The sequence below is a fragment of the Pseudomonas sp. S2_B10 genome, assembly GCF_054668425.1.
Genome location: NZ_CP162768.1, coordinates 4053944 through 4066964 on the forward strand (window position 1 = coordinate 4053944; position 13021 = coordinate 4066964).

The 13021-nt window shown below is 60.0% G+C and carries 9 protein-coding genes; 1 reads left to right on the forward strand and 8 read right to left on the reverse strand.

Going from position 1 to position 13021, the window contains the following annotated elements; translation table 11 throughout:
* Positions 1-21: 21 nt before the first annotated feature.
* Entirely contained in the window at positions 22-486 is a 465-nt protein-coding gene (locus tag AB4O45_RS18035; protein ID WP_056783040.1) for a hypothetical protein, read from the reverse strand.
* A gap of 170 nt (positions 487-656) precedes the next feature.
* Here AB4O45_RS18035 and AB4O45_RS18040 point away from each other — a divergent pair, with 170 nt between their 5' ends.
* On the forward strand, positions 657-3401 hold the full coding sequence (locus AB4O45_RS18040; RefSeq protein ID WP_460160396.1) for an RHS repeat domain-containing protein: 2745 nt from the start codon (positions 657-659) through the stop codon (positions 3399-3401).
* Between the two features lie 79 nt (positions 3402-3480).
* On the opposite strand, the gene AB4O45_RS18045 is transcribed toward AB4O45_RS18040, so the two are convergent.
* The 7 genes from AB4O45_RS18045 to algG all read right to left on the reverse strand — a co-directional run bounded on the left by AB4O45_RS18045 (position 3481) and on the right by algG (position 13002).
* Positions 3481-4932, reverse strand: coding sequence for a mannose-1-phosphate guanylyltransferase/mannose-6-phosphate isomerase (locus AB4O45_RS18045; protein ID WP_024011673.1), 1452 nt, complete (start codon positions 4930-4932; stop codon positions 3481-3483).
* A gap of 208 nt (positions 4933-5140) precedes the next feature.
* Positions 5141-5797 (reverse strand): alginate O-acetyltransferase AlgF, encoded by a 657-nt coding sequence (locus AB4O45_RS18050; protein ID WP_095180418.1) that lies wholly within the window; start codon positions 5795-5797, stop codon positions 5141-5143.
* Positions 5798-5811: 14 nt separating this feature from the next.
* Positions 5812-6984 (reverse strand): alginate O-acetyltransferase, encoded by a 1173-nt coding sequence (locus AB4O45_RS18055; RefSeq protein WP_460160397.1) that lies wholly within the window; start codon positions 6982-6984, stop codon positions 5812-5814.
* Positions 6985-6994: 10 nt separating this feature from the next.
* Positions 6995-8560: an MBOAT family O-acyltransferase gene (locus AB4O45_RS18060; protein ID WP_041479485.1), complete on the reverse strand. Its 1566-nt coding sequence runs from the start codon at positions 8558-8560 to the stop codon at positions 6995-6997.
* Between the two features lie 272 nt (positions 8561-8832).
* Positions 8833-9945 (reverse strand): mannuronate-specific alginate lyase, encoded by a 1113-nt coding sequence (locus tag AB4O45_RS18065; RefSeq protein WP_056783046.1) that lies wholly within the window; start codon positions 9943-9945, stop codon positions 8833-8835.
* An 8-nt stretch (positions 9946-9953) separates the two neighbouring features.
* Positions 9954-11420, reverse strand: a complete 1467-nt coding sequence (locus AB4O45_RS18070; protein ID WP_460160398.1) for an alginate O-acetyltransferase — start codon at positions 11418-11420, stop codon at positions 9954-9956.
* A gap of 10 nt (positions 11421-11430) precedes the next feature.
* A complete protein-coding gene (gene algG / locus AB4O45_RS18075; RefSeq protein WP_051600606.1) occupies positions 11431-13002 on the reverse strand; it encodes a mannuronan 5-epimerase AlgG in 1572 nt (523 codons plus the stop codon).
* Between the last annotated feature and the right edge of the window lie 19 nt (positions 13003-13021).

The window sequence follows — 13021 nt, forward strand, 5'->3', positions numbered from 1 at the left end:
GCAAACAGTCGGGGGAGGGGATCAGTCGGAGAAACTACCTTGCAAATGCTCGGCGCGAAACTCCAGGGTTTGCGGACGATAGCCGGGGCGCAGCGGCGGCAGTGGCAAGCAGTCTTCCCAGGTCGCGCCGGCCTGCAATTCGCCGGGGCCGCGATAGCGTGGGGCAGTGTATTGATTGTCGGCCAGGTTGACCGTATCGCCCGGCGCATAAGCGGCGATGCGCCAGCGCAGCTCGGTCAGCGGCACATTGTTGCCATTGTTCATTTTCAATTGCAGCGGACGGTCGGCCGGGCATTGCTCGGGAGCGTAGGCAATGCGCAGTTCCAGGCGCGCCAGTTGCTTGATCTCGCGGTTGTCCAGCCACACCACCCACATGGCCACGAAACCCAAGCCAATCGCAGCGGCTACCGAAACCGGCAAGGCCTTGGCCGGGTAGCGCAGCAGCAGGATCAACCAGGTAATGACCAGCAGGATGCCGATGAACATGCGTGAGCGCTCCGTGGGTGAGTGAGCCCCATCCTACCGAAGGCTTGGCGCAATGGGTATTCGGGACGAGTTTGCGCGCACCGTTGGTCGGGACTGTAATTTCTGACAGTAGGAATGCGGTTCCGCGCTTGCTCTCATGAGCCAAGGGCACACTGGGACGTTGACGCACTATGGGCATCCACAGCAATACGCCAACGCTTGCCGTGAACGATCCGCGCGGTTTGGCCATCCTCAACGTCAACTACTGGCGCGCCGATGCGGCGTTGGCAAGCGAGCCCCGGATCGAGCGGACGTTGCGCGACAACGCCGGCCGTGCAGTCAAACAATGGGATGCGCGATTGTGGGCGTTGCAGGCGATTGATCCACAAGCGCCCGCCAGCCTCACCACTGTCCATGCCTTGAACGATATCGCGCTGCGCTCGGACAGTACCGATGCGGGAGTCCAGGTCCAGTTGCCGGGTTTGGCCGGCCAGACGCTGTGCAACTGGGACAGCCGTGGCACATGCCGCGAAATTGCATACGATGACTTGTTGCGACCTGTCGCGGTGTTCGAGGAAGGCACCGGCGTACCTCGCCGTTGTTCCGAGCGCCTTGCCTATGGCCGCCCCGGCGCGGGCGATCCGCTGCGCAATCAGCTCGGTCAAGTGATTCGTCATGACGATCCCGGTGGCAGTGTTCTGTTCTCGCAGTTTGCGATCACCGGGCAGTGCAGTGAAAACATCCGTCACTTCACGCTTGAGCCGGTTGCCGCGGATTGGCCAGAGGCTATCGTCGATCGACAGAAGTTGCTCGAACCCCAAGGGGCAACCACACAGTGGCGCTACGCCCCGCTGGGGCCTGTGCTCGAACAGATCGATGCCGGTGGCAATCGGCAGGCCTTCGCACTGACTCTCCACGGCCAGTTACGCGCAGTTGAAATACGGCTCAAACTTCAGACTCAGAACCATTCGGTCGTCAGTGATATTCGCTACGACGCTTACGGACAAGTCACTCATGAACTGGCAGGCAACGGCGTGCTGACTACGCTGAGCTACCGTCCCGAAGACGGCCGCCTGCTCACGCGCCATGCTCAGGACAATCTAGGCAATGTGCTGCAGCATCTGATCTACGCCTACGACCCGATGGGCAATGTAACGAGTATCGAAGACCAGGCATTGCCCGTGCGCTGGTTCGCCAACCAGCGCATCGAGCCGGTCAGTCGTTACCGCTATGACAGTCTTTATCAGTTGTCCCATGCCACTGGCTGGGAGGCCGGCGTTGCCGGTGGCGGGCCGACCGCTGTCGCCAACTACAGCCAGCGCTATCATTACGACGTCGGCGGCAATTTGCGCGGGCTGACTCACGTCGGCCAACAGAGTCCAGGTCATCAACTGCAGGCCGCACGCTTTAGCAATCGGTGTTTGCCGTGGCACGACGGTAAGCCGCCCTCTGAAGCAGAGATCGCGGAAGCTTTCGATTCGCGGGGTAATTTGTTGTTGCTGGATCAGGGACGCCGGTTGCAGTGGAATCTGCGTTGCCAGCTGGACTCGGTCGTGGTCGTCTCACGCCGAACAGATGCCGATGATCGTGAAAGCTATCTCTACGACGGCGCCGGTCAGCGGGTATGCAAGACGCGTTCGTCACGGGCCTCTGCACGCAGTCTTCTTGCACAGGTGCGTTATCTGCCAGCGCTGGAATTACGCACCGATACCGGCACCGGTGAGAGCCTGCAGGTGATCATCGTGCGGACCGGACTCAATATCGTACGCGTCCTGCATTGGCAGAGCCCATCGCCGACCGGCGTCAATTATCTCTACCGATACAGTTTCAATGATCATCTGGGCTCAATCAGTCTTGAGCTGGACGCGGATGCGCAGTTGATCAGCCGCGAGCATTTTTATCCATTCGGTGCAACGGCGTGGGCCGAAGAACCCGACGTCAGCTACAAGACCGCGCGGTATTCGGCAAAGGAACGTGACGCCACGGGACTTTACTATTACGGGTTTCGCTATTACGTGCCGTGGCTGCAACGCTGGCTGAACAGCGATCCTGGTGGAGCGATCGACGGCCATAATCGCTATCGCGCGCTGCGCAACAACCCAATGACTTACAGGGACAGCGACGGGCGCAAGCCCGACAAGCCCGACAAGCGTGCTGGCGATCGGGTGTATCACGATCTTGCCGACCAGAAACTGGTCAATCCCGTGCAAGCCGCCGGCATGCAGCCCGTGCGCCGTTACTTCGAGAATGACCCAAATCCCGACGTCCAGGCCTACCGCCGCGAAATACCGGTAGCGCTGGCAGAGCTGGGAGCCCGGGACAACTCCGTGCTCAACACACATCAGGCACATGTCATTGCCGCCGTCCGGACGCACACCGCGCCACCTTCGGGGGCCGTGCTGTACCACTCCGGTGAATTCGTTTCTTCGACAATGAATCGGGTGTTGGGGGAGGAGACCACCAGCCGGATCATGGGACCCATGTCCGTTGCGTTCAACAGCCCTGTCGAAGAACCGCAAGTGCTTGCAGCCAGGCGCGGTGCCGTGGCCAAAGGCTTCCAGATCGGTGGAAATCTGCTGATGCACGCCGCTAACCCCGCAGCTCAGTTGGTGGGCTCACTGAGTGTGGCAATGGGCAATGCCATGCAGGTTTCCGAGGCTCAGACGCGGATCCAGTACAAACTGCTCAGCACACCCGTTGCCGTGCCTCTTGCCATCTCCTCGAACAGTCCGGCGGTCGACTTGCAGTCCTTCAATCGATCGACCCGGCGGCAGCCGTTGTTCGCAGAGCCGGAATCAACGTCCACACCGTTGGCGCAGCAACTGTTTGCAGCCGCGTTTACACAAGGTCCCGCGGGGCTGGCGCAGGCGACGGAAGGCGAGTCGGTCGATGAAGATTCACCACTGGCGAGACGCCGCAATTCAGTCTTCGGCTAGACAAAAAAAGCCCCCGCCCAGCCCGCTGCGGATAGGGAACGCAACGGGCTGGACGAGGGCTTCTTGTTTCAGCAGGCGATTACTGCGCGATGGTTTTCACCGACACGCCGCGTTCGATCGGGGTGGAGCGGCCGTAGATATCTTCGAAACGCTCGATATCGTCTTCACCCAGGTACGAACCCGACTGCACTTCGATGATTTCCAGCGGGATCTTGCCCGGGTTGCGCAGGCGGTGCACCGAGGCGATCGGGATGTAGGTCGACTGGTTTTCGGTGAGCAGGAACACGTTTTCGTCGCAGGTCACTTCGGCGGTGCCGCTGACCACGATCCAGTGTTCGGCGCGGTGGTGGTGCATCTGCAGCGACAGGCACGCGCCCGGCTTGACCGAGATGTGCTTGACCTGAAAACGCCCGCCCATGTCCACCGAGTCGTACGAGCCCCACGGACGATAGACTTCGCAGTGGTTCTGGGTTTCGCTGCGGCCCTGGGCATTGAGGGTGTTGACCATCTGCTTGACGCCCTGGACCTTGTCCTTGTGGGCAATCATCATCGCGTCCTTGGTTTCGACCACGACGATGTTTTCCAGACCGATCACCGAGACCAGTTTGCCGTTGCCGTGGATCATGCAGTTCTTGCTGTCCTGGATGACCACATCGCCTTTGCTGACGTTGCCGTTGGCGTCTTTCTCGTTGACTTCCCACAGCGACGACCAGCAGCCGACATCGCTCCAGCCGGCGGTCAGCGGCACCACGCAGGCGCGCTGGGTTTTTTCCATCACCGAGTAGTCGATGGAGTTGTCCGGGCAGCAGGCGAAGGTGGCTTCGTCGAAGGTGATGGTGTCGGCGTCCTGCTGGCTGCGCTCAAGGGTCAGCAGGCAGGTGTCGTAGATGTCCGGATCGTGCTTTTTCAGTTCTTCGAGGAAGCGGCTGGCGCGGAACAGGAACATGCCGCTGTTCCAGTAGTAACCGCCGGATTCGACGTACTCGGTGGCGCGCTTCACATCCGGTTTTTCGACGAAGTGCGAGACGCGGCTGACGCCTTCGGGCAGCAGCGAATCAGCAGTGGATTTGATGTAGCCGTAGCCGGTTTCCGGTTTGGTTGCCGGCACGCCGAACAGGACCATCTCGCCGTTCTCGGCAGCGACAGTCGCCAGGGCCAGCGCACGTTGCAGGGCTTTCTGGTCTTCCAGCACGTGGTCGGCCGGCAGCACCAGCATCAGTTCGTCACGACCTTCATTGACCAGCATCATCGCGGTCAGGGCCACGGCCGGCGACGTGTTGCGGCCGAACGGTTCCATCAGGATGCGCTGACATTCCAGATTGCGCGCGGCCAGTTGCTCGTTGACGATGAAACGGTGCTCTTTGTTGCAGACCACGATTGGCGTGTCCATGCCCTCGAACACCAGGCGCTCGAGGGTTTGCTGGAACAGTGTGTGTTCGCCGGTCAGGGCGAGGAATTGCTTGGGGAATTGCTTGCGCGAAAGAGGCCACAGACGCGAACCGCTACCACCTGACAAGATCACCGGAATCATAGTGTTTACTCCATAAAATCAATTTGGTTAGAGCAACGAACGTTGTGTCGTTTCACTCTTGTTTTTGTCTCGTGTCCGAAGACGCCGCATCCCTCGTAGGAGCTGCCGAAGGCTGCGATCTGTTGATCTTGATCTTCAAAATCAAAAGATCGCAGCCTCGTTTCACTCGACAGCTCCTACAGGGATCAGCGTCTCTGCGGGAAATTGGTTAGCGAGTCGACACCGGGCGTTTCACCCAGACTGGCGACAGGTTGCTGCCGTTGCCGGTGACGTACAGCACGGCTGCCTCACCACGCTCCAGGGCGACCGGTTTCACGTCGCCGACTTTCTTGTCGCCTTCGTACAGCGCCAGGCTGACTTTCACCGGGTTGATTTCACGTTCGCCACGGCCCTTGGCAGCGACGTTCGGCACCACTTCGGTCTTGCCGTCGGCGGTTTTCAGGGTCAGCGATTTGTCGCTGAGGTTCTGTACACGCACCAGGGATTTCTGCTTGTTCTTGAACGGTGGCTCTTCGATCAGTTGTGGCGCGCCGGAAGCGTTGTTGACCAGGGTGTAGTAGTGGTCACCAGCGAGTTTGACCGGCAGGGTCTGGCTGCCAACCTTGGCGCTGTAATCGCCGCCCGGCATGAAGCTGAAGTCGCTGCTGGCCAGTGGCGCGATGTCGCTCAGGTTGGTGCTGCCGACAGTCGCGCTGACTTCAGCGTTGCTGGCGTTGTAGACACGCACGAAGGTCGAGCCTTTCGGAGCGGTCGGGCCGTACAGCGCGGCGTCGCCGCCGGCGAAGGCTGGGACGGAAAGTACGCTGAGGCCAGCAACCAGTGCGAAGCTTTTAGCGAGACGACGAGGAGTAGTAGTGAAAGTCATGGTGTACCTCTCTTTCAGTTTTGCGCCCGATCGGGCGTCTCGGATTTAGTGTTGATGGCTACGTTTTGTTGGCGGGCGCCGGCTTGTTTGAGCTCTGCGACCCACTGTGGGTCGGCGTCGCCGATTTCGTTGTTCACAGGCAGATATCGTTCAGGAAACTCCCAGATCAGCACTTGTGGCGGGCTGTTCTTGAAGTCATCGCTTTTCAGGTAGCTGAGCATCGGCAGAATCGGGCCGTGGCCGTCTTCGGCGTAGTTGACGACGTCACTGTGCAGCGCTTGTTTGAGCGCACCGACGAAGTTCCAGTTGGGGTTGGCGCTGTAGCTGGTGCCGATCAGCGCGACCGGAACTTCGCTGTTGGCGAACAGGGCGTCGTCACCGGCAGGCTGTTCGGCGGCCACGGTGTTGCGTTTGAGCAGTGGCTCAGGCGCCGGCATCATGTTTTCGAACAGCGGATCGAGCGGCAGGAACAGACGCAGATCGCCCTTGTGCGTGACCTTCTCTGCTGGCGTGGTAACGAAGCGCTGTGGCTCGCCGCTCAGCGGGAATTTCTCGGCAATGGTTTTCGCCAGCGTGTTGGCGGCGATCTCGGCGCCTTCAGGCGTCCAGTGGGTGTCGGTGCGCAGGAACACTTGCTCACCGTTCTGCTTGGCCTGTTGCAGCGGGCCGAGCAGGTCAGGGGCGAGGATCTTGCCGGCCGCGACACGGGCGTGGAAATCTTGATACAGGTTCTGGTGAATGCTCGAAGGCTTCACTTCACCCAGATGCTCCGGATACAGACGCACCTTGGCCGGAACGATCGCCATCACCAGTTTCACGCCTTTCTCTTTCAGGGTCTGACGCACGCCTTCGACCAGCGCGTAGTTGCCTTGCAGGTTCTGCTGTTCGTTGACGATCGGGTTGAATTCCTCATCGCTGTACAACCATTGGTCGCGGCCGAGCACGACGCCCGGACGACCTTCGTTGAACAGCTTGAAATCCAGCGCGGCCCAGAGGTTGGTGCCCAGGCGCTTGATCGGGAATTCATCGTCATAGTGGGTTTCCACCGCCTTCGTCCAGCGGCCGTTGAGCACCGTCGCATCGGCGTTGGTGCTGAAGCCGAAGAAGCTGCGAACTGACCACAGACCCAGGACCAACAGCGTCACCAGGAACAGGGCGATGTAGAAGATGCGTAATGAGCGGGTCATGTCAGATCCCTCAGAACTGGAAGTAAAGGAACGGCGAGAAGCTTTGCGCCGAGAGTTTGAGAATCGAGGCGATGAACAGCAGCAGGATCAGCCCGCGCATCACGTAGCGCGACCAGTCAGCGGTCCAGTAAGCCGGTTGCACCTGGGCTTCGACGCCGACGGTGTAGCCAGGTTCGTGGATGCTCGCCGGATTTTCCCCAGGCGCTGCCTTGATCATTCCCGGCGTCGCCGTGGCAGGGCCATTGGCCTCGACGTTGACTTCCGGTTTGGTCTTGGCTGGCGGCTGATTGGTGTACAGATCACGCAGGCCGAAGAACGCCAGGGTCACGTAAGCCACCACCAGGGTTGCCACTTGCAGACCGGTGAGGCTGGCCTGATTGAGTTCCGACAGCGACCAGTCGCCGAAGCTGAACATTGCACCGTACATGCGCCCGGCAACGTGCAGGTTCTCGGCACGGAAGATCACCCAGCCCATTACTACCAGCAGAAAAGTCAGTGCCCAGCGGATCGGGTTGAGGCTGCGCGGCGAAGTGTTCAGGCCGAGCATTTTCTCGATCGCCAGCCACATGCCGTGCCAGGCGCCCCAGATGATGTAAGTGATGTTCGCGCCGTGCCACAGACCACCGAGCAGCATGGTCAGGAACAGGTTGCGATAGGTCATCAGCGTGCCTTTACGGTTACCGCCGAGGGTGATGTACAGGTAGTCACGCAGCCAGGTGGAGAGGCTGATGTGCCAGCGGCGCCAGAACTCGGTGATCGACTGGCTGATATACGGCTGCTTGAAGTTTTCCATGAAGCGGAAACCCATCATCAAGCCCAGACCGATGGCCATGTCGCTGTAACCGGAGAAATCGAAATACAGCTGCGCGGTGTACGCCAGCGCACCGAGCCAGGCATCACCCGTGGTCGGGTTCTGCAAGGCGAAGCAATGGTCGGCGACCACGGCGAGGGTGTCGGCAATAAATACTTTCTTGATGAAACCCTGCATGAACCGCGTGCAGCCCTCGGAGAATTTGTCGAGGGTGTGCGTGCGGTTGTTGAACTGGTCGGCGAGGTCGCGGAAACGCAGAACCGGGCCGGCAATCAGGTGCGGAAAGATCGCCACGAATGCTGCGAAGTCGATCAGATTGCGCGTGGCCGGAGTGTCGCCACGGTACACGTCGATGATGTAGCTGATCGATTCGAAGATGTAGAACGAAATACCGATCGGCAGCAGCACGTGGGTCAGGATGAACGGCTCGAGACCGAACGAAGTCATGATCTCGTTGATGCTGTCGACACCGAAGTTGGCGTACTTGAAGTAGCCGAGGATGCACAGGTCGACGGCCACACCGAGCAGCAGCCAGCGCTGCGCCGGTTTGGTTCTGACGCCGGCGGCACCGACCTTGAGGCCGATCCAGTAGTTCCACAGCGTGACCGCTGCGAACAGCGCGAGGAAGTCCACCCGCCACCAGGCGTAGAACACATAGCTGGCGATCAGCAGCAGCAGGTTGCGATAGCGTTGCCCGCTCAGGTAGTACAAGCCGAGAAAGATCGGCAAGAACAGAAACAGGAACACGTTGGATGAAAATACCATCCCGATCTCTCCATGTTTGAACCAACAGTCAAGGGCCAAAGCCCCCCCAACCCCCCCGTGGTAGTGGAGGGGTGACACAGTGTTTGCTTGAGGTCTGGGCTGGCCGTCAAACCGCGCCCCCTCACCCCCCGCCCTCTCCCGGAGGGAGAGGGAGCCTGATCTCCATGGTTTTCAAAAATGGAGATCGACTCGGTATTTCATTTCGGCGTAACTCGCACAGCCACCTCGGTCAGTCCCCTCTCCCTCCGGGAGAGGGTTAGGGTGAGGGGCTTTTAGCCCTTTTCATGCGACGGGTCGTAGACCTTGGTCAGGTCGCCGCCAAGACGGAAAGTCTTGAACGGTTGCATGTCGCGCTTCTTCTCGATCACATCCGGCGCACAGGTGTAGAGCGTGCAGAACGGTTCGAGCCAGGCGAATTTCATGTCCTCTTTCAGGTCGGTCATGTCCTGCTTTTTGCCGTTCTTTTCTTCGAACTCGTCAGGGTCCTTCACGCCGGCCAACACACGGTCACCCAGACGCTTCAGTGCGCCATTGTTTTCCTGACGCAGATCGACACCATTGACCTGGGCGAAACTGGCGATCATCGCCAACGGTGGCAGGGCGTAGTTGTGATAGGCGAGGGCGCGTTGCTGGCGCTTGAGTTCGTTAGGCAGGAAGCCATCGGCATCGACTTGATTGACGCCAACCTTGTATTCCTTCACCGCCCAATCAAACAGGTCGCGGCGGTTGGTGGCGACGGCGGTGGCCATCACCGACCAGGCGGCCCAGTACGAGTGGTTGTTGGTTTTTTCCAGCGGCAGGTTGTCCCAGTCGCTGACCACCTGATCAGCCATTTTGCTGAACCAGGCTTCGATCAACTGCGCTTCCTGCTGGTGCTGGGCCAGCGGATGCGAGTCGGAGAATTTCAGGCGAATGTACGACGAGGCCATGCTGCCCAGTGCCCATTTGCGCATCGACTTGCCGGTGTGGTTGAAGTCTTTGGACATCAACGCGTCAGCCTTGGCCCATGCGGTCAGCCAGTTGAGCGTGCATTCGAGCTGCTCCGGGCGACCGTCGCGCATGAACTGCATGACGCGCTTGGCGGTGCCGCGCTCCAGCGTGGTGATGTCTTTGGTGGTGTCGCGAAAGGCTTTTTCCGACTGCACATTCAGCGTCGCGCGGGCCTTGTCCGAACCTTCGTATTTGCTGCGAAATTGCAGCGGACCGGTGTATGGCGCCGGCATCGCGTCGCAGCCGTCGCTCTTGTCGCCGGTCTTGAATTTATCCACCGGGGCGAAGTAGCCCTGCGGTGGACGCAATGGCGCGGCGGCCTGAGTTGCCCCGGCGAACATCGCCAGGCTCAGGAGTGTCGGTGCCAACAGATTTTTCAGTTTCGGATTTCGCATAGCAGACCTCATTGCCCGAGCTGCGCGGTCTGTTGACCGACGCCCGGGAATACGTTGCGTTTGCAGATTTTCGCTTCGACTTTTTGTGGCGCGGCGCCAGGTCCGGCTTCAGGACCCTGGACTTCGACTGCCAGCAGGTTTTGCGAGGCCCAGTCTTCGTCCGTGCGCAGCTCAAAGGCGAAACGACCGTCGGTGTCGGAGGTTTCCGGTTTCTCGATCTTGATGTCCTCGTGGCGACCGTTCATGTACCAGAGGGTGGCTTGCAGGGTTTTCACCGAGGTGTCGGCGAAGCGGATATCGACCTGATGGTTGGCGTTCTGCAGGTTCAGGTTCTTGCTGTTGACCAGCAGTTCTTGCTTGCTGCCCGGCTTCAGCGTGGCGCTGGCGGACATCTGCGCGTCCTTGCCTTCGCAACCGTTGTCGAGCAGCGCCATCATCTGGCGATAGATGGTTTCCTGGTCGAGGCGATACAGCGGCGAGAATTCCCAGATGAGAATCTTCGGCGGGGTCTTCTGGAATTCTTCGCTGCCCAGGTACTGCAGCATCGAACCTTCGAAACCGCCGCCGGGGAAGGCCACGTTGAGGATGTCGGCGCCGATGGCTTCTTCGAGGAAACCGGCGAAGTTGTAGTTCTTGCCGCTGTGCGACGTACCGACCAGGGTGATCTGCGGATTGCCGGAATCGCCGAACAGATCGCCGTCGCCTGCCTCGCCTTTCGGCTCGGTGGTGAACTGGTCCATGTACTGGATCGCATAGCTGGTGCCGCACAGTTGCCCGGCCATGTTGTGCAGAGTGCCGGTCTTGCCCATGCGCCCGGAGCGCTTGGTCTCGAATTCACGCTTGGGAATGTCGGCGAAGGCCGGGATCTGCTTGACCTTTTCGGCGACGATTTTTGCCGTGCGCTGGGCGCCATAGGGTGTCCAGTGCTGGTCGCCACGGAAGTAGAAATCGTGGGCGGGCAGGGTGTCCGGCAGCGATTCGTTGGTCAGTGGCGACAGGTCCGGCACCACGTAGCCCATCTTGGCGAAACGGCCGAGCATGGTTTTGTAGTTGCCCAGCGCTTTCTCGTAATCGAACGCGGCTTTTTCCTGCGGGTTGAGCTTGTTGCGGTTCACCAGGCCACGGGTCGGCTGGTAGACGATCACCAGCTCGACGCCTTTGCTCTTGAACGCATCGTGCAACTGTTGCAGGCGCCTGTAGCCGGCCGGCGTGGTGTTGAACTCGGTACGCAGGTCTTCCTGGGTACGGAACAGCCAGTCGCCCTGAGCCTGTACCAGGGTGGTGAAGTTCTGCTGATAACGCGTGGTGTAGTTCTTCGCGTCATGGGCCGCCGGGCACAGGTTGCAGCACGGCTCGGCGGTGAACTTCGGTGGCGTGACGCTTGCGCCGTCAGCGTCGGCGCGGGCGTTGCCGGCAGCGAGAATGCCGAGAGTCAGGGCCGAGAGGCTGAGCAGTTTGATCATGTGTGGGTGCATAAAATTATCCTCAGTCCTGCAATTCGGTCTGGCGTTCGACAGGGTCGATCAGCACGGCTTTCTGCTGGCGCACCAACAGATCGAGAATCTCATCCTGGCGCTCGCCGAGAATGCCGTTGAAGCTGATCCCGCTGGACTTGGTCGGCGCCAGCATCGACACGCGATACAGCTCGACACTCAGCGGCGAGTCGATCGACAGCGGGCCGCTGCCATTGGCCGCCAGCTCGCCGCCGACGACGATCAGCGAGACCTGCGCGTCGAACGGGTCGAGCTTGATGTCACGGTCGGTGTCGGTCAGGTCCTTGATGTGGCCGTAGATACCGGTCAGGCCGTTGGTCATGGCGACGTTTTCGTAGAGGCGGATGTTCACGCTGTTACGAATACGAATGCCGTGACGGGTATTGCTGATGACCTTGTTGCCCCACAGCAGGTTGTCGGCGGACTCGTAGAGCGTGATGCCGTCGGTGTGGTTCTTGTAGATCTCGTTGTAGGCAATGATGTTGTTGACGCTGTTACGGTCGATCACCAGGCCCGACAATTTGTTGTCGAAACTCTTGTTGTTGAAGATGAAGCTGTCGTTGACCTCACGGGAAATGATGATCCCGTGCTTCTTCTTCGTGCCGTGAACGGTGTTCTCGGCAATGATCAGACGGTGCGAGCGGTCATGCGGGTCGATGCCGTAGACGATGTTGTCTTTGTAGGTGTTGCCCTTGACCACAAAGTCGCTGGTTTCGTAGCAGTAGAAGCCGTACCACATGTCCGAGAACTCGGAGCCGACGATCCAGCCGGTCGGTTCCGGGCGCTTGAGGACCTTGGCCATGTTCGGCGTGTACTGGGAAATACTCACCCCGTACGACTTACTGTTGGCGTAACCGAAACTGGCCATCTTGCTGTTGACGATGTAGGTCTCGGTGCCGCCCCAGGCGAGCAGGAACGGACGGAATTCCTTCGGCGAACGGAAGGTTGCCGGGCCGTTGTCCTTCTCGCGCCAGCCGGTGACTTTGGTGTCACGCACGAACAGTTTGCCGTCATTGACCAGGAACGAACCGGCCTCTTGGGACAGGCGCAGTTCCTGGGTCTGACCATCGATTTCGAGGATGCCTTTCTCGCCGACCACGATCGGCAATTTGGCCAGGTACACGCCCGGGGACGTCTCGCTGAAATACTGCTTGGGCAGTTTTTTCGCCAGATCCTTGAGGTTCATGTAGCCGTCGTCGATGAAGATCGCCTGCGGAATGCCGTGCTGACGCACGACCCATTCGGCCATCTTGTTATCGCCGCCGATGAAGTCCTTCAGGGCGTTTTCCTGCATCATCCGGCGCACACTGATCTTGCCCGGTTTGCTGCGCACGATCTTCGCGGCAGCGGCTTCGGCGGTGAAGCCGGACAGGTCGGGCAGTGTCGGCTTGGCCAGTTTCAGTGCGTCGGTCGGCGCGCTGCTGACGGTGTAGGTCTTGGCCTGTTGCAGTTCCTTGGCCACGGTCGCAGGTTTCGCCGGTTCAACATTGGCGAAGGCGCCGGCGCTGGCCAGCAGCATCGCGCCGGCCAGCAGGCTGAGTGAGCCTGTTCTGGTGCTGATCATGTCGGGCACTCCCTTGGCG